Below are 20,379 nucleotides of genomic sequence, written 5' to 3'. Positions count from 1 at the left end.
GTGTCATTGCAGGTGAGTGTGGAGCACGTCGACGGAGTCGCATGCTGCGTCATCGTCGGTGAGGTGGACATGGCCACCACGCCGCAGATGCGGGACGAGCTGCTCGGCCTGGTCGATTCGGGTGAGCAGCACCTGGTGCTCGACGTGTCGGGAGTGCCGTTCCTGGACTCCACCGGCCTCGGCGTCCTGATGGAGGTGCATCGCCGTTTGCGGGACAATTCGGGTGCGGTCGCGCTCGTCGGTGCGCGCCCCGCGCTGGTGCGTCTGCTGACGATCACGAATCTGTCCCGTGCGCTGCCGGTGTATCGATCGGTCGAGGATGCCACCCGGGCGATGAACGGGCATCCGGCGGCCGAGGTCACCGGGTGAATCCCGGTTTCCAGACCGTCGCCGACGACGCCACCGGCTGGGACAACGCCGGACAGATCCGATGCGAGCCCGCCTGGTCCGGATACCGGGTCGTGCTGGTCGGCGAGGTCGACCTCACGCTGGCCGCGGAGTGGGAACCGGTCTTCGTGGTGCTGGCCGACGCGGCCCCCTCCGACGTCACCGTGGATCTCTCGGCCGCGACGTTCATCGACTCCAGCGTCCTGGGCGCGTTCGTCCGGCTGCATCGGACGGTGTCGGCCCGGGCCCGCGAGGTCACGCTCACCGGCGCGAGCGGGCCGGTGGCCCGGACGATCTCGCTCGCGGGCATCGATCGGGTGATCCCGATGGTTCCCCTCCGCGAAACGTGAGTCGTTCCGGGAGTTAGTCCCTTTTATCGTGTTAACGTCCCGCCCGTGCAGGCGAATGCCGCGTATACGCGGTTGCGGGAGGCCATCGTCGACGGTCAGTACCCTGCGGGGAGTCGTCTGACCGAGGTGGAACTGGCCGAGGCTCTCGGCATGTCCCGCACCCCGGTCCGGGAGGCCCTCCGGCGGTTGGCCGGCGACGGGTTGGTCCGTGCTTCCGACCGCGGGGTCATCGTCGACCTGATGGACGACGCGGAGGCGCGGCACGCCCGCGCCGTGCGCGCCGCGCTCGACGTGCTCGTGACCGAGCTCGCCGCGCGGCGGCAGAAGGCCGGAGAGATCTCTCCCGCCGCGCTGCGTGCGGCCGAAGAGGCCGCGGCGGACGCCGAGGCGGCGCACGTCCGGGGCGACGCGGACGAGGCGTACCAGCACGACCAGCGACTGCACCGGCAGATCGCGGAGATGGCCGGAAACCCGGTTGCGCTGCAGATGCTCGACCGGCTGGCCGACCGGCTCGAGGTGGCCCGGCTGGCCGCCGACTCCCGGGCCGAGCGGGCCCGGGCCGGAATTCGCAAAGTCGTCGCGCTGCCACTGCCCGCGGCGAAGGTTCCGGTCGGTGTGGCTGCCAACGGGACCAACGGCGTCCATCTGGAAACGCTCACGGACGACGTGAGCGGCCTGGCGTCCGCCCATGACGAGGAGCACGCGGAGAACGGCGGCTCCGGAAGGCTGGCCGCCCCGGTGCTCTCGCCCGACCTCGTGGAAGAGCATCGGCGGCTGCTGGCGGCGATCACCGCCGGGCAGCCGGCCGCGGCCTGGCTCGCCGCTCGTGAACACGCTCACGGCTGAGGAACCAAACGGCGTCCGGAGGCGTTCATCTGGCGGCAACCGTAGAGGTCGACGCCTTTCCTACGGTTCGGTAACCTACGGGTCCGTAGCAACCGAGGAGCAGAGGGCGCCGCATGGCCGAATTCGTGTACCCACCGGTCATCACCATCGCCAGAGGTGCTTTTGCGGCGATCAACGTGAAAGTGACCGAGGTGGGTGGCGAGCACATCCCGCGGACGGGCGGGGCGGTACTGGCGAGCAATCACGTCAGCTACCTCGACTTCCTGTTCTGCGGCCTGGCCGCCCAGCCCTCGAAGCGGCTGGTCCGGTTCATGGCGAAGAAGTCCGTCTTCGACCACAAAGTGTCCGGGCCGCTGATGCGCGGGATGAAGCACATTCCGGTCGATCGGGCCGCCGGTGCCGGTGCCTACAGCACGGCGGTCAAATCCCTGCGCGGCGGCGAGATCGTCGGCGTGTTCCCGGAAGCGACCGTCAGCCGGTCGTTCCTGCTCAAGGACTTCAAGTTCGGCGCGGCGCGGATGGCGGCCGAAGCCGGGGTCCCGCTGGTGCCGATGATCGTCTGGGGCACCCAGCGGTACTGGTCGAAGGAGAACCCGCGCCGGTTGACGCGCCGGAACAACCCGGTGCAACTGCGGGTGGGCGAGCCGCTGCACCCGACGCGCGACGACGACCCGGCCGAAGTCACCGAGGAAATGAAATCCCGGATGGTGGTGCTGCTCGACGAGGCCATCGAGGGCGACACCTACCGCTCGACCGGTCCGGACGATCTGTGGTGGCTGCCATCGTCCCGTGGCGGCACGGCGCCCACCCCGGAGGACGCCGCTGTCCTCGAGAAAGCCGAGGTCGAGGAGCGGATCGCCGAGGCCAAGGCGAAGATCCGAGCCGAGGCGCTGGCACGGGTCCGAGCCCGGGCCAAGGCCAAGGCGAAGGCCCAGGCGAAGGGTAAATCCACCACCTGACCCGGTGGATATCGGCGAAAAATTCGTCGCGGAGTGCCACTGTGGGAGACCTGTGTTCGGCGTCGGGGTGGCCACTCGTACCGCGTCGATCGGCCGGGCCGGCAGCAATCGCCTACCCGACCGGCGGGCGGGCGGACATCGAACGGCCACGTCGGCGCGTTACGTTTGACAGCGGACGCCCACTGGGTTGCACACTGCCCAGCGGCTGTCCACCCGAGCCATGTTGACCTTGGAGACCCGTGAGCGCTCCCACCACGACTGCCGGCGCCGCCAAGCGGAGCCGGCGTACCGGCACGCCCGCCGGCGTCGACGGCCTGCGTTTGGTGATCGTCGAGTCGCCCGCCAAGGCGAAGAAGATCGCCGACTATCTCGGCCCCGGCTACGTCGTCGAGGCGAGCATCGGTCACATCCGTGACCTGCCCCGCAACGCCGACGACGTACCGGCCAAGTACAAGGGCGAGTCCTGGGCGCGCCTGGGCGTCGACGTCGATCGCGACTTCGCGCCGCTCTACGTGGTCAGCCCAGACCGCAAGGCGCAGGTCGCCAAGCTGAAGCAGCTGGTCAAGGACGCGACCGAGGTCTTCCTGGCGACGGATGAAGACCGCGAGGGCGAGGCGATCGCCTGGCACCTGGTCGAGGAACTGCGCCCCCGGGTGCCGGTGCGCCGGATGGTGTTCCACGAGATCACCCGGCCGGCGATCCTCGAGGCCGTCGCGAACCCCCGCGAGCTGAACCTCTCGCTGGTCGACGCGCAGGAGACCCGCCGGATCCTCGACCGGCTGTACGGCTACGAGGTGTCGCCGGTCCTGTGGAAGAAGGTCATGCCGAGGCTCTCGGCGGGCCGGGTCCAGTCGGTCGCGACGCGCATCGTGGTGGAGCGCGAGCGCGCCCGGATGAAGTTCCGGTCGGCCGAGTACTGGGACATCCGCGGTCATTTCGCCGTCAACGGAGAACTTCCGGCCGGCGAGCCGGGCGACTTCCTGGCGACGCTGGTCGGCCTGGACGGCGACCGGGTGGCCACCGGCCGCGACTTCGAACCGACGACCGGGCAGCTCAAGAACGAGGTGCGCGGCGACGTCATCCAGCTGGACGAGGCCGGGGCCCGCGGGCTCGCGGCCCGGCTCGAGGGCGCCGCGTTCAAGGTCGTCCGGGTCGAGGAGAAGCCGTACCGGCGGAAGCCGTACGCGCCGTTCATGACCTCGACGCTGCAGCAGGAAGGGAGTCGCAAGCTGCGGCTGACCCCCGAGCAGACGATGCGGATCGCTCAGCGGCTGTACGAGAACGGCTACATCACCTACATGCGGACGGACTCGACGAACCTGTCCGAGACCGCGCTGAACGCCGCCCGGCAGCAGGTCCGCGAGCTCTACGGCGACCGCTACGTGCCGACCGAGCCGCGCCGGTACACCCGCAAGGTCAAGAACGCCCAGGAGGCACACGAGGCGATCCGTCCGTCGGGTGAGCACTTCCGGACGCCCGGCGAGCTGGCCCGCGAGCTCTCCAGCGAGGAGTTCCGGCTCTACGAGCTGATCTGGAAGCGGACGATCGCGTCCCAGATGATCGACGCGGTGGGCCAGTCGGTCTCGGTGCGGCTGTCGGGCACGTCGTCGACGGCCGAGGTGGCCGACTTCGCCGCGTCGGGCCGCACGATCACCGAACCCGGTTTCCTGCGGGCCTACGTCGAAGACCTCGACGAGTCGCACGACGGCTCCGGGGGCGACGGCCAGGACGACGAAGAGCGCCGGCTGCCCCGCCTGGCCAAGGACGACCCGCTGACCGCCCACGACCTCACCGCCGAGGGTCACAACACCCAGCCACCGCCCCGGTACACCGAGGCCAGCCTGGTGAAGGCGCTGGAGGAGCTGGGCATCGGACGCCCGTCGACGTACGCGTCGATCATGCGGACGATCCAGGACCGCGGGTACGTCTGGAAGAAGGGCACCGCGCTGGTGCCGTCGTTCGTGGCGTTCGCGGTCGTCCAGCTGCTCGAGCAGTACTTCCCGCGGCTGGTCGACTACAAGTTCACCGCGAACGTCGAAGAAGACCTGGACGACATCGCGGCCGGTGAGCGGCGTCGGGTCGACTGGCTGACCCGGTTCTACTTCGGGGCCCCCGACGGGGCGAACGTCCGTGAGGAGAGCGTCTCCAAGGCGGGTGGCCTCAAGCACCTGGTCGCGCTCAACCTGGGCGACATCGACGCCCGGGGCGTGAACTCGATCCCGCTGTTCACCGACGACGAGGGCCGCACGATCGTGGTCCGGGTCGGCCGGTACGGGCCGTACCTGCAGCGCACCGCCGGCCCCGACGACGAGGGCGACCGGGCCTCGCTGCCCGACGACCTCGAGCCTGATTCGCTGACCGTCGAGCGCGCCGAGGAGCTGCTTTCGGCCCCGCAGGGCGGGCGTGAGCTGGGCACGTCGCCGGTCACCGGTGAGCCGGTCGTCGCGAAGGCCGGGCGGTTCGGGCCCTACGTGCAGAGCGGCGAGACGACGTCGTCGTTGTTCAGCTCGATGTCGCTGGACACGCTGACGCTCGACGACGCGCTGAAGCTGCTCTCGCTGCCGCGGACGCTCGGGGCGCACCCGACCGACAGTGAGCCGGTCACCGCGCAGAACGGACGCTACGGGCCGTACGTCAAACACGGCACCGAGTCGCGGTCACTGGGCTCCGAAGACGAGCTGTTCTCGGTGACGCTGGAGCAGGCGCTGGCGCTGCTGGCCCAGCCCAAGACCCGGGGCCGTCGGGCCGCGCCGGCCGCTCCGCTGCGCGAAATGGGTGCGAACGATCCGGTCAGCGGCCAGCCGATGGTGATCAAGGACGGCCGGTTCGGGCCGTACGTCACCGACGGCGAGACGAACGCGAGCCTCCGCAAGGGCGACGAGGTGGCCGATCTGACCCCGGCCAGGGCGTCGGAGTTGCTGGCCGACCGCCGGGCCCGCGGGCCGGCCAAGAAGACGACCCGCAAGAAGGCCGCGCCCGCGAAGAAGACCGCGGCGAAGAAGGCCGCCACCGGCGAGGCCGCCCCCGAGAAGAAGACGGCCGCGAAGAAAACCCCGGCGAAAAAGAAGACCGCCGCCAAGAAGGCGTAGCCGAACGTCGAATGGCTGTAGGGGCCGAGCGCTCCTACAGCCATCCGACGTTCAGGAGCGGTGCACCGCCAGGGTCGCCGGCAGAATCACGTCCGCCGGGGGCGCATCGGGGGTGCGGATCCGCTCGAGCAGCACCGTCGCCGCCCGCTTACCCAGCTCGTACGTCGGCTGAGTGACCAGCGTCAGCGGGGGGAGCAGCCCGGTCTGCCAGGTCTGGTCGTCGAACCCGGCCAGCGCGACGTCGTCCGGGTGCTTCAGGCCCGCGTCGGCCAGCGCGGTGATCGCCCCGATCGTCATCAGGTTGTTCGACACGAACAAGGCGTCCGGGCGTTCCTCGCGCTCGAGGAGCTTGCGGGCCGCCACCCGCCCGCCGTCGATCCGGTAGTCGCCGTAGGCGATGAGTTCGGGCAGGTCGCCCAGGCCTTCGCGATACCCGGCGAGCCGGTCGGACGCCGTCGTGGTGGCCAGCGGCCCGCCGACGAACCCGATCCGGGTGCGCCCGATCGACACCAGGTGCCGGGTGGCGTCACGAGCGGCCGTGAGGTTGTCGACGGTCACGCTGTCGACCCGGTGGCCGGGCAGCCGCCGGTCGACCGCCACCACCGGGATGCCGCGGCCGGTCAGCACGCTGATGTCGGTCTCGGCACTGGACGCTGGAGCCAGCACGACTCCGGCCATCCGCTCGGCCGCCGCGACCTCGAGGTAGCGCTGCTCCTTGGCCAGATCCTCGTCGGTGTTCGCGAGCACCACCGAGAACCCGGCCGCGTGGGCGGCGTCCTCGACGCCCCGGGCGATCTCCGGGAAGAACGGGTTCGTGATGTCGGAAATGATCAGCCCGAGGACGCTCGTCGCCCTGGTCCGCAGGCTTCGGGCCTGGCTGTTCGGCCGGTAGCCGAGCTCCGCGACCGCCGTGACCACCCGCTGACGCAACTCGTCGGCGACCCCGTGGTGGCCGTTGAGTACTCGCGACACGGTCGCGGGTGACACCCCGGCCGCTCGCGCGACATCGCCGATCGTCACGTTCTCCATGTGGGCTCCCCCTGCACCGGTCCAGCTCGAACCCGGATCGGCATCTGAGCCTAGTGACCCTTGACACAGCCACAACCCGGCTCTAATTTCTGAGAAATCGATTTCAGAAATCGATTTCAGGCACCATAACTCCCCCTTGTCGGTTTTGGCTACCGAACGCCGAGACCCGTTGAGAAAACGATTTCAGGAGGTTCCGTGGCGAAGATCGGGCTGCTGACGATGTCCGACGGCCGCGACTACGTCGCGAACGACATCCGCGAGTTCGTGGAGTCCGCCGAGAAGGCGCTGGTCAGCGCGTTGCAGGCGGAGGGCCACGAGGTCGTCGTCGCAACCGACATGGTCTGGACGAACTCGCTGGCGACGTCGGAGGCCCGGCGCGTCGCCGCGTCCCAGCCCGACCTGACGATCTTCCACTACCCGGTGTGGGCGTTCCCGCACTTCACGATGCTGGCGGCGGCGTCGACCACCGGGCCACTGCTGTTGCTGGCCAGCCTCGACCCGGTGCAGCCGGGCATGGTCGGCATGCTGGCCGGCGGAGGTGCGCTCGACCAGATCGGCCGTGTCCACAGCCGGGCCTGGGGGAGCGTCTCCGAGCCCGCCGTGCTGGCCCAGATCCGGGCCGCCACCGCGGTCAGCCGGTTGCGCGGCTCGACGTTCGGCCGGATCGGCGGCCGTCCGATGGGAATGAACACCGCGACCGCGAACACCGACCAGTGGATGGCGACGTTCGGCGTCGACGTCGAAGAGATCGACCAGTGGGAGATCGTCCGCCGGTCGGACCACGTCGAGCAGTCGCGGGTCACCGCCGGTCGCGAGTGGCTCGAGCGGTACGCGGCCGGCGTCCACTACGACGGCAAGCAGCTGACGCCCGCGCTGCTCGAGCGTCAGATCCGCTCGTACTACGCGATGCGCGAGCTGATCGACGAGTGGAACCTCGACTTCTCCGGCATCAAGGGCCAGCCGGAGCTGACCAGTCACTTCACCACGATGGACATCACCGAGGCGTTCCTCAACGACCCGTACGACTGGGAAGGGCCGAAGGAAACCCACGTCACCGCGACCGAGGCCGACATGGACGGCGCGCTGACGATGCAGATCCTCAAGCTGATCTCCGGCGACCCGGTGCTGTTCGCCGACGTCCGGCACTACCACTCCGACCTGGACATCTGGGATCTGGCCAACTCCGGCCAGCACGCCACCTGGTACGCGGCCCGCAGCGACGACCCGGCCGAGAACCTCGCCCGCACGCACCTCTACCCGGAGGTGTTCTTCTTCCCGGCCGGCGGCGCGTCGGTGCACCACATCGCGGCCCCCGGCGACGCCACGTTCGCGCGACTGACCCGGCTGAACGGCCGCTACCGCCTGCACGTGGCGCGCGGTGCGTTCGAGAGCTACGACGACGCCGAGAACGAGCGCCTCGCGCGCCTCTCGACGTTCGAGTGGCCGCACGCGTTCACCCGCCTGCAGGTCGACGCGTCCGAATTCCTCTCGACGTTCGGCGCGAACCACATCCACGCGGTGCCCGGTGACCGCGTCGCCGAGTTGCGCGCCGTCGCGCGCCTGCTCGACATCGACTTCGCGGGCATGGGCCCGCTCGCCTGACACTCCGCTCTCAACGACGAGGAGAACCCCACAATGGTCACCAGACGGGACCTGCTGCGTGCCTCCGGCTTCGGCGCGATCGCGCTGGCCGCTGCTCCGTTGATCGCCGCGTGCGGCGGCACCGACTCCGCCGCCAGCAGCTCCGATCTGACGCTCACCTACCTGGGTACCGCCGACCAACAGCAGGTCTGGAACAAGCTGTTCACCGAGTTCCAGCGCAAGAACCCCGACATCAAGCTGAAGGCGACGCCGTCGCCGGTGGACAACTGGGCGGCGTACTTCGACAAGATCTCGACCCAGCTCGCCGGCGGGGTCAGGTACGACCTGATCCAGGTCGCCACCGAGGGCATGCAGCTGTTCGCCTCGAAAGGCCTGCTGCACCCGCTGGACGATCTGGTCAAGGCCAACCAGGCTCCGCTGGACGACTTCCTCGCCGACGCCCACCCGAACCTGGTCAAGTGGAACAAGCAGTACGGATCGCCGGACGGCAAGACCTACTTCCTGCCGGGCGACTTCAACACGATGTGCCTCTGGTTCAACAAGGAGGTCTTCCAGAAGGCCGGCGTCGAGGCACCCACGAACGAGTGGACGTGGGACGACTTCCTCAAAGCCGGCCGGACGATCAAGCAGAAGACCGGCGCGTTCTTCTACCCGGCCACCGCGGAGTACTTCATCGGTGTGATGCCGTGGCTGCTCACGAACGGTGCCAGCACGATGTCCGAAGACTGGAAGACGCCCACCTGCGACTCGCCCGCCGCGATCGAGGCGGCGGAGTTCGTCCGGCAGTTGGTCGCGGAGAAGCTGAGCCCGCCGCCGGGTGGATCGTTCGACCGCTTCACGCTCGCGGTCCAGGGCAAGCTGGCGACGTTCGGTGGTGGACGCTGGCCGATCGTCAACATCCGGCAGCAGAACGCGGTCGACAAGTTCGGAATCGTCCCCTGGCCGAAGAAGGTCGGGCAGGGGTCGCCCGTCGGGTGGAACGGGATCCCGATCATGAAGAGCTCGAACAAGCCCGAGAAGGCGTTCGAGTTCCTGAAGTTCCTCGTGTCGGCCGAGGGCGACGCGTTCTTCGCGAAGCTCGGCGGCACGGTCGTGCCCGCCCGGAAGTCGGTCGCGGACAGCCAGGGGTATCTCGACGACTCGCCGACCGGCACCGAGAACCTGTACGCCGCGCTGGACTACGCGACGGTGATCCCGGCACCGCCGAAGGGCAACCTGATCCAGCGGGACATCGAGGACACCTGGGGCCAGATCCTCGCCGGCAACACCGACCCGGCCGGCGGCATGAAAAAAATGCAGGAAAAGGTCGCCGCGAATGTCTGAGCTGGCGGCCGCACCCGGTGCGGGCCCCCTCCCGGGGCCCGCACCGGCGGCCTCGCCCCCCTCGGTCGAGCCGGCGGCCACCCCGCCGCCGGCCCGGGGTGGTGCTGCCGCGCTGGTGGAGCGCGTGGCCCCGTACCTGTTCCTCAGCCCCGCGATGGTGCTGTTCCTGATCTTCGTGCTCGGCCCGATGATCGGGACGCTCGTCCTCAGCCTGTTCCACTGGGACCTGCTCGGCGAACCGACCTTCGCCGGCACCGACAACTACTCGAAGCTCCTCGACGACGAGACGCTCCGCAAGGCCCTCGGCAACACGTTCGAGTTCACGTTCTGGTCGATCGTCCTGCACGTGGGGCTCGGCCTGATCCTCGCGCTGGGCGTCAGCCGCAAGACCTGGCGCGTCACCCGCTACTTCCTGCGCACCGCGTACTTCTTCCCGTTCCTGGTCTCCTGGGCGGCCACGGCCCTGATCTGGAAGTACGCCTACGACCCGGCGTTCGGCGTGTTCACGTACTACGGCGACAAGATCGGCCTGCCCGGCGGCGTCCTGGTCGACGCCCACTGGGCGATGCCGGCGCTGATCCTCGTCGATCTGTGGCACACGATCGGCTTCTCGTTCGTCGTGATCCTCGCCGGGCTCCAGGCGATCCCCTCGCATCTGTACGAAGCCGCGCTGATCGACGGCGCGAACGCCTGGCGCCGGTTCTGGCACGTCACGCTGCCGATGCTCTCGCCGACGCTGTTCTTCGTGACCGTGATCAGCTTCATCGGCGCGTTCCAGATCTTCGAACCGATGTTCCTGATGACGCGCGGTGGGCCGGACGGCGCCACGATCAGCGTCGTCCAGTACCTGTACGAGACCGCGTTCCGCGACTTCCAGGTCGGTTACGCCTCCGCGATCGCGTTGCTGGTGTTCGTGATCGTGCTGCTGGCCACGCTGATCCAATTCCGGCTGCGGCGGAGGTGGGTGCACGAATGATCCGCCGTTTGCTGACCACGACTCTGCTCTCCGCGTTCGCGGTACTGATGGTGGCGCCGGTCTTCTGGCTGTTCGTCACCGCGATCATGGGTCCCGACGACCGGTTCGCGCTGCCGCCGCACTGGATCCCCCGGTCGTTCGACTTCAGCCCGTTCAGCAAGGTGTCGGAGCTGATCCCGCTCGGGCAGATGGCCTTCAACAGCGTCAAGATCACGTCGCTGATCACGATCGGGGCGACGCTGACGTCGGTGCTGGCGGCCTACGCGTTCGCCCGGTTGCGGTTCCGGGGGCGGGAGGCGTTGTTCCTGCTGTTCCTCACCGGGCTGATGATCCCGCCGCAGATCACCGTGATCCCGGTGTTCCTGCTGATGCGCGAATTGCAACTCGTCGACACGCACGCGTCGGTGTATTTGCCGGGGATGGTGAACGCGCTCGGGATCTTCCTCTTGCGGCAGTACTTCCTCGGGATTCCGAAGGATCTGGACGAGGCCGCGCGGATCGACGGCGCCGGGCATCTCACGATCCTGCGGCGGGTGATCCTGCCGCTGGGGGCACCGGCGATCTCGGCGCTGGCGATCTATCTGTTCCAGATGTATTGGAACGACTTCTTCTGGCCCAACGTGTTCCTGTCCTCGCCGGAGAAGCTCACGCTGCCGCTCGGACTGGCGTCGCTGCAGGGTGCGCAGGGCGAGGGGCAAGCCGCGGTCGTGTTCGCGGCGATCACGCTGGTGGTGGCTCCGCTGCTGCTGATCTTCCTGGTGTTCCAACGCGCGCTGGTCGACAGCATCGCCAGCACCGGTCTGAAGGACTGACCCGATGTCGACACGATCCGTTCCGGTACCGGCCCGGGTACCGCTGGGTGTCCTGGCCCGCGAGACCGGTCCCCGGCTGTGGCGCGGGCTGCCCGTGCTCGTCGTGGCGTCGCTGCCGATGGCGATGGCCGTCCTGGTTACGGCCGCGGTCGGTCTCGGCGGCGGCCCGCTCCTGGCCCCGGCCGTCGCCGCGCTCACGCTGGGCCCGGCTTTCCAGCTCCTCACGGTCGTTTCCGTCCTCCGTCGGCTGCCCACGGTCGCCCCGGCCGACGGCGTCGACCTGGTGGGCGCGGAGTCGGTTCCGCTGCGCGCGCTGCCCCGGCTGCTCGGCTCCGCCGCCGGGCCGGGCGTCCGGCGCGCGGTGCCGATCGCGGCGGCGGCCACGCTGGTCGTCGCGAGCCTGGCCGCTCGGGGCGCCGGCCCGCTGTTCACGGCCTCGCTGGCCGTCAACCTGACGGTCCTGGGCGCAGCGTTGCTCATCGCGCCGTTCGCGTACGCGGCCGGTGGCTGGCGCCGCGGCGCCGGGCTCACCGCCGCCAGCCCCGCGTTCGTTCTCGCGCTGCTGTCGTTGGTCGCGCTCGCGTCCGCGGTCGCGAAAGTGCTCGGCCCACCGTTCCTCCTGCTGCTTCCGGCCGTCATCGCGGTCGCCACGGCCACCCAGGTGCACCTGCTGAAGGAGTCCGACAAGTGAGGACCTACACCGGAGACCAGCGCCGCGCAGTCGCGTTCGGCCTCGGCGGCCTCGGCGCCGGCCACGTCGCTCTCGGCGCCGACGGCGCGCTCCGCCAGTGGCAGTTGCACCACCGGCCGAACCACCGCGGGTTCCTGCCCGACAGCTTCTTCGCGCTCCGCGTCAGTTCGATCGAGCCGCCCGGCGACGTCTGCCGCCTGCTCCGGTCGGCGCCGATCGCCCCCCACCCGCACCCGGCGCCGAACGTCAACGACGACCTCGTCCCGGACGCGGACCACCTCCCGCCCTGGCCGACGGTCGAGAGCACCGAGTTCTCCGCGAGCTATCCGTTCGCCCGGGTGGGATACCAGGACGCCGCCCTACCGGTGGACGTCCGGCTGGAAGCCCACACCCCCTTCGTACCCCTCGACGCCGACGCGTCCGGCCTGCCGCTGGTCAGCTACGTGTTCGCGATCCGCAACCGGACGGCCGAGCTGCGGCACGGCTGGCTCGTCGCGAGCCTGCAGAACGCCACCGGCTGGGACGGCGTCGCACCGATCGACGGCGTCCGCTCGCCGGGCTACGGCGGCAACGTCAACCGCCTCCTGAAGCGGAACGGCCAGTCCGGCGTCCTAATGGACAACCCGGCGCTCGCCGACGGTGACCCGACCGCGGGCGAGATGCTGCTCTGGTCCGATCGCCCCGCCGCCGTGCTGCCCCGCGCGGGCAGTGCCGCCGAGACGCTCCGCTGGGCCGAAGCGATCAAGCTCGTCACCCCGGTGCAGCTCTGGGACTTCTCCCGCGAGACCATCGATCGCGCACTCGAGTCGATGCCTCCGACCGTGCGGGGCGCCCACGGCCCCAGCCCGGCCGGCCAGACCTGGGACGCCGCCCTCGCCGTGCCGTTCGTCCTGGCCCCGGGTGAAGAGACCACGATCGAGGTCGTGCACGCCTGGTACTTCCCGAACCGCTACGTCGACTGGGACCAGTTCGGACCCGAGCGCCCCTACGGCCGGTCCCAGCTCTGGCTCGGCACCCACTACGCCACCCGGTTCGGCGGCGCCCTCGACGTGCTCGACCACTACCGGGCGAACCCGCGGGCCGGCGCCGACTGGTCCACCGCGGTCGAGACGCTCCCCGAACCGCTCGCCGAGGTCATCTCCGCCCAGGGCACGCTCGTCCGCTCGCCCACGATCTTCCGCACCGCCGACGGGGTCGTGCACGGGTTCGAGGGTGGTCTCGGCGCGTCGACCCGCAACTTCGACGGCGACGTCGGCGGCTCCTGCCCGGTCGACTGCAACCACGTCTACAACTACGAGCAGGCCTTGTCCCGTCTGTTCCCGCAGCTGGGGACGAGCATGCGCGACACCGAGTGGTCGATCCGCGCGCCCGAGGGCTATCTACCCCACCGGGCCGTGCTGCCGACCTGGCTGCCGCAGCTGCACGGCGTCGAGATCGGGGGACCGGCCGCACCGGCGCTCGACGGCATGCTCGGCGCGGTACTGAAGACCTACCGGTCGGTCCGGGACGGTGCCGGTCTCGACTGGCTGCGCGGTCACTGGCCCGCGCTGCGTCAGCTGCTCGACCACGTCCGCGACCGCTGGGACGCCGACGGCGACGGCGTCCTGCGGGGCCAGCAGCCGGTCACGTACGACATCGCGCTGCACGGGCCCAACATGTTCGTCGGTGGTCTGTGGCTCGCCGCCCTGCGCGCGGCCGAGGAGATGGGTCGCCTGCTGTCCGAGCACACCGGGGCGGACGCCGATCGCGCGCTGTTCGAGCTGGCTCGCAAGGGCTACGACGAGCTGCTGTGGAACGGCGAGTACTACGGACAGCCGACGACCGGCGAGGCCTACGACTTCGGCTCCGGGTGCCTCTCCGATCAGCTGCTCGGGCAGTGGTGGGCGAACCAGCTCGACCTGGGCCACCTGCTGCCGGGCGACCGGATCCGGGCCGCGCTGGAGGCGATCGTCCGCTACAACCTGCGCACCGGTTTCGACGACCACGGCTACCGGGTCTTCGCCGACGGCGACGAGACCGGCCTGGTCGTGTGCTCGTGGCCGCACGGAGGCCGCCCCGAGGTCCCGCTGCGCTACTGCGACGAGGTGTGGACGGGCGTCGAATACACGGTGGCCGCGTTGTGCCTGGCCGAGGGCCTTGACGATCAGGCCGGACGCATCGTCACCGCACTCCGGGGACGTCACGACGGGGAGCGCCGCAACCCGTTCAACGAGGTCGAGTGCGGTGACCACTACGCGCGTGCGATGGCCGGGTGGTCGCTGCTCGACGCGTTCACCGGCTTCCGGTACTCCGCGGTGACCCGGCACCTGCGGGTAGGCGCGAAGCCCGGCACCTACCCTTTTGTCGCCGGTACCGGGTGGGGCACGTTCACGGTCACCGAGGACGACGAGGTCAGGTTGGACGTCCGCGGCGGCGAACTGCGGACGACGACGATCGAGCTGATGCGCTGATGCTCTTGGGAATCGACATCGGCACGTCCGGCTCCAAGGGCGTGCTGGTCACGCCGGACGGAACGGTGGTGGCCGGTGCGAGCCGCGAGCACGGGGCCGGTACGCCGCGGCCCGGCTGGGTCGAACACGACCCGGTCGACGTCTGGTGGGCCGACTTCCTCGCGCTGGTCACCGAGCTCCGAGCGGCGGCGCCCGGTCCGATCGACGGGATCGGCATCTCCGGCATCGGGCCGTGCGTGCTGGTCACCGACGCGGCCGGGCGTCCGCTCCGGCCGGCGATCCTCTACGGCGTCGACACCCGCGCCACCGCGGAGATCGCCGAGCTCACCGACCGGTACGGAGCCGAGCGGATCCTGGCCCGCGGCGGCTCCCCGCTCACCACCCAGGCGGTCGGGCCCAAGCTGGCCTGGCTGCGCAGGCACGAGCCCGACGTCTGGGCGCGGACCGAACGTCTCTTCATGGCCAGTTCGTGGCTCGTCCACGAGCTGACCGGCGAATACGTCCTCGACCACCACTCGGCCAGCCAGTCCAGCCCGCTCTACGACGCCACCGCACTGGCCTGGGCCGACGACTGGGCCACCGACATCGCCCCGGGCCTGCGGCTCCCGGAGCTGGCCTGGCCCGGCGAGGTCGTCGGCCGGGTCGGCAAGGCCGCGACCGAGAAGACCGGACTTCCGGAGGGCATCCCGGTTGTCGCGGGCACCATCGACGCCTGGGCCGAGGCGGTCAGCGTCGGCGTGCGCGACCCCGGCGACGTCATGCTGATGTACGGCACGACGATGTTCCTGGTCGAGGTCGTGCCCGAGCCACGCAGCTCCAGCCGGCTCTGGGGCACGGTCGGCGCGTTCCCCGGCACCTACACGATGGCCGGTGGCATGGCGACGTCCGGCGCGATCACCGGCTGGCTGCGCGATCTGACCGGCCGGTCCTACCCGGACCTGACCGCCGCCGCCCGGGACGCCGGTCCGGGCGCCGAGGGCCTGCTGATGCTCCCGTACTTCGCCGGTGAGCGGACGCCGCTGTTCGACCCGGACGCCCGGGGTGTCGTGATCGGGCTGACGCTGCGGCACGGTGCCGGGCACCTCTATCGCGCCGCCCTGGAAGCCACCGCGTTCGGCGTCCGCCACAATTTGGAAGCGATGGCCGACGCGGGCGGGAGCACGGCCGACAGGAGGCTGGTCGCCGTGGGCGGCGGGCTGCAGGGCGGCCTCTGGACGCAGATCGTGTCGGACGTGCTGCAGGAAACCCAGCAGCTACCGACCTACGCGATCGGCGCCGGGTACGGCGACGCGCTGCTGGCCGGCCTCGGGACCGGGCTGGTCACGGACGCCGGATCCTGGAACCCGATCGCGTCCGAGGTGCACCCCGATCCCGACGCCGCCGGCACCTACGACGAGCGGTACCGCCTCTACCGGGACCTGTACGGAGCCACCCGGGCCACCGCACACGCCTTGGCCGGAACCGTCACACCCACGACGCGGCGGTGACGCACGGCTTCGGATACTGCGGATCCCGGTCGAGCCGCTCTCCGTCCGGTGTCACCACGCAGTGCCGCGCCCGGTACCCGGTTTCGTAGGTCCCGACCAGCTTCCCGTTCGCGTCGAAGGCCCTGATCACCTTCCGCGCCGGTTCCTCGCCGTGTTCGTCCCGGTAGAGCCGGTCACGGGGGATCCGGGCCAGGTACGTGCCGTTGACGACCGCGATCGGATACGTCTTCCCGTGCAGGTCGACGGTCACCTTGCGGACGCCGGGCGGCACCCGGCCGCCGATCACGTCGAAGCCCGGCTGCTTCATCCAGGGCCGGGAGTCCTTCCCGTCGGTGAGGTCGACCGAGAGCGGGCCGTCCAGCCACCGGACGTCGCCGGGCAGGGGCATCGTCGTCATCCCGCCGGAGCCCATCGGGTTGATCTGGCAGCCGACGGCCCACCTGCCGCTGTAGATCAGCGCGTCGGTCGCGTAGCCGGTCACCACCGCGTTGAAGAGCTTCGCGTCGGTGGCCTGCTGCTTGGCCCGGGTGTTCAGGCAGGTGTCGAGGATCTTCTGCGCCTGGGCCGCGGTGAGCCCCGGCGGCAGGCCGACCGCCGGTAACCGGACTGCCGCCCGCGCGGGTGCCGGGCCCGACCACGGGCGCACCGCGACCGCGATCCCCACCGCGGTCGCCAGGACCAGGACGATCGCCCCCACCAGCCATGGCCAGCGTCGCCGGTGGTCGGACACGAACGGGCTCATCGCCATGGCACTGCCTCCGTGCATTTCGAGGTGTCGGTCGTCTTCTCGCCGGCGACCTGCTTCCCGTCCGGCGTCACCAGGCAGCCCGAGCCGCCGCGTTTCTCGGCGTAGGTACCGACCGGCTTCCCGCTCCGGTCGTACGTCCGGATCGCCGGCCGGCCGTGGGCCGGTTCGCCGGGAATCTCGAGGGTCACGAGGTACGTCCCGTTGACCACGTCCGCGGACGCGGTGGCGCCGTCGAGCGTGGCCTCGACGCGGGTCACTCCGGCGGGCACCCGGCCGCCGAACCGCGCCCAATACTTTCCGCCGCGCGGGCCCGTGCTCTCGGCGTCGATGCTCGCCGCGCCGGGAAGCCAGTTCGGATCCTCGTTGTTCCAGCCGCCGGAAGTCGGCTGGGCGGGCCATTGGGCGGTGCGGGGGCCCTGCCACGCGCAATCGGCCCATCCGTCGCCGGTGTAGAGCAGGACCATCGTGCCGACCCGATCGGACACCGCGTTGTAGACCCGCAGACCGGCGACGTCGATCTTGTCGCGCATCGGAACGACGCCGAAGCCCATCGACGTGTCCTCGTCCGCCTGCCGGGCCTTCACGCAGGCCTGGCGGTACTCGGTCAGCTGGGCGTCGGTGAACCCCGGCACCGGCTTCTCGACGGCGGGGTGGTCGGCGAACGGAGCGGCGTCGTCCGTCGTCGCGCCCACGAAGACGCCGGCGACGAAGACCACCGCGGCGACGGCGGCGGCCGCGGCGACCGGGCCGGCCACGCGAACGAACCTCGCGGTCCGCGGGCCCATCGGGCGCACGGCCCGGACTCCGGCCAGGTCGCGCAGGATCTCCGCCCGCATCGCGTGGTGCCGGCCGGGCGGCAGGTCACGCTCCGGCGGCGGCAGCATGGTGTCGATCATCGGTCCTCCTTCCCGGCGTGTGCGGGCGCGAGAGCTCTGGTCAGACGGGACTTCGCGCGACTGACCCGGGAGCGGACGCTGGCCTCGGCGATTCCGAGCACCTCGGCGGCGTCCGCATAGGAGACGCCGGACCAGACGCACAACGCGAGCGCCTCGCGTTCGGCCGTGGGTAAGTCGCGGGTCGCGGCGAGGAGCCGCGCCATCTGTTCTTCCTCGGCGAGACGCTCGACGACGGCGTCGGCGTGGTCCGGTGCCGGAGGCGCCGCCGGGAGGCGTTCCAGCAGGGAGAGTCGTCGCCGGAGGGATCTGCGCTCGTCGCGGACCGTATTGGTCGCGACGGTCAGCAACCAGGGGCGTGCGGAGTCGTGCACCAGGGCCACCTGGCGTCGGCGGCGCCAGGCGGCCAGGAACGTCGCGGACGTCGCGTCGTCGGCGAGCGTCCAATTGCCGGTCAGCCGGAAACAGTGGTTGTAGACCGCCTTCGCGTGCCGGTCGAACAGCGTCCCGAAGGCGTCCTGATTCCCGGCGGCCGCGTCAGCCCAGAGCTGCCGGTCGGTAGGCGGGGAGGTCGTCACACCCGTGGAGTGGCCACCACCGACCGAGGTGTTGCACTAGGCCGTCGAGGCAGCCATCGCCGCGCCGACGATCCCGGCGTTGTTCTGCAGCATCGCGGGCACGATCTCGGCGTTGACCGACACCTCGGGCAGCCACTTGTCGGCTTTCTTGCTGACCCCGCCGCCGACGATGATCAGGTCGGGCGAGAACAGCATCTCCAGGTGGTTCAGGTACTCGTTGACGCGGCCGGCCCACTTGCTCCAGCTCATCTCGCCCTCTTCGCGGGCGCGGTCGGACGCGCGGAGCTCGGCGTCCTTACCGTGCAGCTCGACGTGGCCGAGCTCGGTGTTCGGCACCAGGGCACCGTTGTGGAACAGCGCGCTGCCGATGCCCGTGCCGAACGTGAAGAGCAGGACCGTGCCCTTCCGGTCGCGGCCGGCGCCGAACGCCATCTCGGCCACCCCGGCGGCGTCGGCGTCGTTGAGAACGGTCACCGAACGGTGGGTCAGCTCGGTGAAGACGGTCCCGGCATCGATGCCGATCCAGTCTTTCTGCAGGTTGGCAGCGGTCTTGATGACGCCGCGGACCACGACGCCGGGGAACGTGACGCCGATCGGGCCGTCACCGGGGAAGTGTTTCACGACCTCGGCGATGACCGGCATCATGTCGTCCGGGGCGCCACCCTTGGGCGTCTCCAGCCGGAACCGTTCGGCCGACAACGCGCCCGAGTCGAGGTCGACCGGCGCGCCCTTGATGCCGGATCCGCCGATGTCGATGCCCAGGATCGTCATGCCGCCTCCTGCGTATGCGGTGCTCTCCTCTGTGACCTACCTTGCTGGCCCGCGGCGGAAACGTATCAGTCGGTTCCGCGGCCCAACGCATCCGCGAGCAGGGCGTCGACGGCAGTGAGAGTGGGGCACGCGCCCTGGCGGCCGCAGGCGAGGCATCGGCCGTTGGCGTCGGGCTGATGTGCTTGCCAGAGTTGGACGCATCCTCGCCAATAGGTCCGCACCCGGGCCTGCGGCGGAGGATCCATCGGAGGCGGCTGCTTCTTGCTGTAACCGCTGAACGTCACGACTGGTCTCCCGGTGCATCTGGCAGTCACTCTGGGTTAATCCAGAACTACCTCTTGCGACATTCGCAGACTGATCGGGTGTAATGCAAGTCGCGAACGGTGCTTGCGGTACTTAGTGGGTACGACGAGTCCAATGGGGATGGTGTGCACGTGAGTGATCGAATCGCCGGTGTCCTGCTCGCCGCGGCCTGCGGAGACGCGCTGGGCGTGCACTACGAGCCGGCGCAGCGGGGCCCGGCCGACGGCGACCCGCGGATGCTCGGTGGCGGTTACGGCGCGTACGCGCCGGGGGAGTACAGCGACGACACCCAGATGGCCGTCGTGATCGCCCGGGTGGCGGTCTCGTCCGATCTCCGGTCGGAAGAAGCGCTCGACCGCGTCGCGTCCGGGTTCGTCGTCGACTGGTTCGGCGGCGGCGCCACCGACGTCGGGGCGCAGACCCGTTCGCTGCTCGGCCGGGCGGCGGCCGGTTTCGCGCCGTCCGGAGCCGCCGCGCGGCTGCGTTCGATCGGCGCCGACCTGCACCGGGAGACCGGCCGGACGGCCGGAAACGGCTCGTTGATGCGCACCGCCCCGGTCGCGCTCGCGTTCTCCGGCCAGGCGGACGCCATGGCCGAAGCGGCCATGGCGGTGAGCGCACTGACCCACCACGACCCGATCGCCGGCGAGGCGTGCGTGCTGTGGTGCCTGGCGATCGACCACGCGATCCGGACGGGTTCGCTGGACGTGTCGGCGGGGTTGTCACGGGTCTCGCCGGGCTGGGGCGCCCGGATCGCCGAGGCCGAGGCGGCGCCGGTGTCGGCGTTCGCCGCGAAATCGGGCTGGGTGGTCGCGGCGCTGCAGGCGGCCTGGGCGGCGGTGTACGGCGTCCGGGACGTCGCCGACCCGGCCCAGCGGCTGCGGGCCGGCCTGGTGGCGGCGGTGAACGGCGGGGGAGACACCGACACGGTCGCCGCGATCGCCGGTGCGCTGCTGGGCGCGGCGTGCGGGGCGTCCGCGGTGCCGGCCGAGTGGCGGGCGATCGTGCACGGCTGGCCCGGGTTGAACGCGGCCGACCTCGAGCAGTTGGCCCTCGCGTGCGCCTGGAAGGGCTGAAATCACGGC

The 20,379-nt window shown here is 70.5% G+C and carries 18 protein-coding genes; 13 read left to right on the top strand and 5 right to left on the bottom strand.

The genetic code is table 11. The annotated features are described in order from the left end of the window. The 5 genes from ACIBZJ_RS17605 to topA all read left to right on the top strand — a co-directional run bounded on the left by ACIBZJ_RS17605 (position 1) and on the right by topA (position 5,631). Complete coding sequence (locus ACIBZJ_RS17605) at positions 1-369, top strand: STAS domain-containing protein (protein ID WP_395930637.1); 369 nt, start codon at positions 1-3, stop codon at positions 367-369. Further along, a complete protein-coding gene (locus ACIBZJ_RS17600; protein ID WP_395930635.1) occupies positions 366-737 on the top strand; it encodes an STAS domain-containing protein in 372 nt (123 codons plus the stop codon). The genes ACIBZJ_RS17605 and ACIBZJ_RS17600 overlap by 4 nt, the downstream gene beginning before the upstream one ends. A gap of 45 nt (positions 738-782) precedes the next feature. Continuing rightward, a complete protein-coding gene (locus ACIBZJ_RS17595; protein WP_395930633.1) occupies positions 783-1,583 on the top strand; it encodes a GntR family transcriptional regulator in 801 nt (266 codons plus the stop codon). A gap of 113 nt (positions 1,584-1,696) precedes the next feature. Then, positions 1,697-2,542, top strand: coding sequence for a lysophospholipid acyltransferase family protein (locus ACIBZJ_RS17590; RefSeq protein WP_395930631.1), 846 nt, complete (start codon positions 1,697-1,699; stop codon positions 2,540-2,542). A 239-nt stretch (positions 2,543-2,781) separates the two neighbouring features. After that, positions 2,782-5,631 carry a type I DNA topoisomerase gene (gene topA, locus ACIBZJ_RS17585; protein ID WP_395930629.1) on the top strand — a complete coding sequence of 950 codons (2,850 nt, stop codon included), beginning with the start codon at positions 2,782-2,784 and terminating at the stop codon, positions 5,629-5,631. A 51-nt stretch (positions 5,632-5,682) separates the two neighbouring features. On the opposite strand, the gene ACIBZJ_RS17580 is transcribed toward topA, so the two are convergent. After that, positions 5,683-6,660 carry a LacI family DNA-binding transcriptional regulator gene (locus tag ACIBZJ_RS17580; RefSeq protein WP_395930627.1) on the bottom strand — a complete coding sequence of 326 codons (978 nt, stop codon included), beginning with the start codon at positions 6,658-6,660 and terminating at the stop codon, positions 5,683-5,685. A 195-nt stretch (positions 6,661-6,855) separates the two neighbouring features. Between ACIBZJ_RS17580 and ACIBZJ_RS17575 the strand changes: the two genes are divergently transcribed. From ACIBZJ_RS17575 to ACIBZJ_RS17545, 7 genes are read left to right on the top strand one after another with little or no spacing between them, the layout of a single operon-like run. Next, positions 6,856-8,262, top strand: a complete 1,407-nt coding sequence (locus ACIBZJ_RS17575; RefSeq protein ID WP_395930625.1) for an L-fucose/L-arabinose isomerase family protein — start codon at positions 6,856-6,858, stop codon at positions 8,260-8,262. Positions 8,263-8,295: 33 nt separating this feature from the next. Then, positions 8,296-9,585 (top strand): ABC transporter substrate-binding protein, encoded by a 1,290-nt coding sequence (locus ACIBZJ_RS17570; RefSeq protein WP_395930623.1) that lies wholly within the window; start codon positions 8,296-8,298, stop codon positions 9,583-9,585. Next, on the top strand, positions 9,578-10,561 hold the full coding sequence (locus ACIBZJ_RS17565; RefSeq protein ID WP_395930621.1) for a carbohydrate ABC transporter permease: 984 nt from the start codon (positions 9,578-9,580) through the stop codon (positions 10,559-10,561). The genes ACIBZJ_RS17570 and ACIBZJ_RS17565 overlap by 8 nt, the downstream gene beginning before the upstream one ends. After that, positions 10,558-11,373, top strand: a complete 816-nt coding sequence (locus ACIBZJ_RS17560; RefSeq protein WP_395930619.1) for a carbohydrate ABC transporter permease — start codon at positions 10,558-10,560, stop codon at positions 11,371-11,373. Before ACIBZJ_RS17565 ends, ACIBZJ_RS17560 begins: the two co-directional genes overlap by 4 nt. Positions 11,374-11,377: 4 nt before the next feature. Then, positions 11,378-12,064 (top strand): hypothetical protein, encoded by a 687-nt coding sequence (locus ACIBZJ_RS17555; RefSeq protein WP_395930617.1) that lies wholly within the window; start codon positions 11,378-11,380, stop codon positions 12,062-12,064. Then, positions 12,061-14,514: a GH116 family glycosyl hydrolase gene (locus tag ACIBZJ_RS17550; RefSeq protein WP_395930615.1), complete on the top strand. Its 2,454-nt coding sequence runs from the start codon at positions 12,061-12,063 to the stop codon at positions 14,512-14,514. The genes ACIBZJ_RS17555 and ACIBZJ_RS17550 overlap by 4 nt, the downstream gene beginning before the upstream one ends. After that, positions 14,514-16,001 carry an FGGY-family carbohydrate kinase gene (locus ACIBZJ_RS17545; RefSeq protein ID WP_395930613.1) on the top strand — a complete coding sequence of 496 codons (1,488 nt, stop codon included), beginning with the start codon at positions 14,514-14,516 and terminating at the stop codon, positions 15,999-16,001. The genes ACIBZJ_RS17550 and ACIBZJ_RS17545 overlap by 1 nt, the downstream gene beginning before the upstream one ends. Here ACIBZJ_RS17545 and ACIBZJ_RS17540 read toward each other — a convergent pair. From ACIBZJ_RS17540 to ppgK, 4 genes are read right to left on the bottom strand one after another with little or no spacing between them, the layout of a single operon-like run. Next, on the bottom strand, positions 15,979-16,743 hold the full coding sequence (locus tag ACIBZJ_RS17540; RefSeq protein ID WP_395930611.1) for a hypothetical protein: 765 nt from the start codon (positions 16,741-16,743) through the stop codon (positions 15,979-15,981). The genes ACIBZJ_RS17545 and ACIBZJ_RS17540 overlap by 23 nt on opposite strands. Beyond that, on the bottom strand, positions 16,740-17,645 hold the full coding sequence (locus tag ACIBZJ_RS17535) for a hypothetical protein (RefSeq protein WP_395930609.1): 906 nt from the start codon (positions 17,643-17,645) through the stop codon (positions 16,740-16,742). Before ACIBZJ_RS17535 ends, ACIBZJ_RS17540 begins: the two co-directional genes overlap by 4 nt. Next, positions 17,642-18,220, bottom strand: a complete 579-nt coding sequence (locus ACIBZJ_RS17530; protein ID WP_395930607.1) for an RNA polymerase sigma factor — start codon at positions 18,218-18,220, stop codon at positions 17,642-17,644. Before ACIBZJ_RS17530 ends, ACIBZJ_RS17535 begins: the two co-directional genes overlap by 4 nt. Before the next feature lie 36 nt (positions 18,221-18,256). Beyond that, positions 18,257-18,991 (bottom strand): polyphosphate--glucose phosphotransferase, encoded by a 735-nt coding sequence (gene ppgK / locus ACIBZJ_RS17525; RefSeq protein ID WP_395930605.1) that lies wholly within the window; start codon positions 18,989-18,991, stop codon positions 18,257-18,259. A 434-nt stretch (positions 18,992-19,425) separates the two neighbouring features. Here ppgK and ACIBZJ_RS17520 point away from each other — a divergent pair, with 434 nt between their 5' ends. After that, positions 19,426-20,370 carry an ADP-ribosylglycohydrolase family protein gene (locus ACIBZJ_RS17520; RefSeq protein WP_395930603.1) on the top strand — a complete coding sequence of 315 codons (945 nt, stop codon included), beginning with the start codon at positions 19,426-19,428 and terminating at the stop codon, positions 20,368-20,370. Positions 20,371-20,379 lie beyond the last annotated feature (9 nt).

Origin of the sequence: Cryptosporangium sp. NPDC051539 (assembly GCF_044454545.1) — a bacterium.
GTDB lineage: Bacteria > Actinomycetota > Actinomycetes > Mycobacteriales > Cryptosporangiaceae > Cryptosporangium.
Note: the sequence above shows the minus strand (reverse complement) of the source record. Positions and strands in the feature narration are given on the sequence as shown.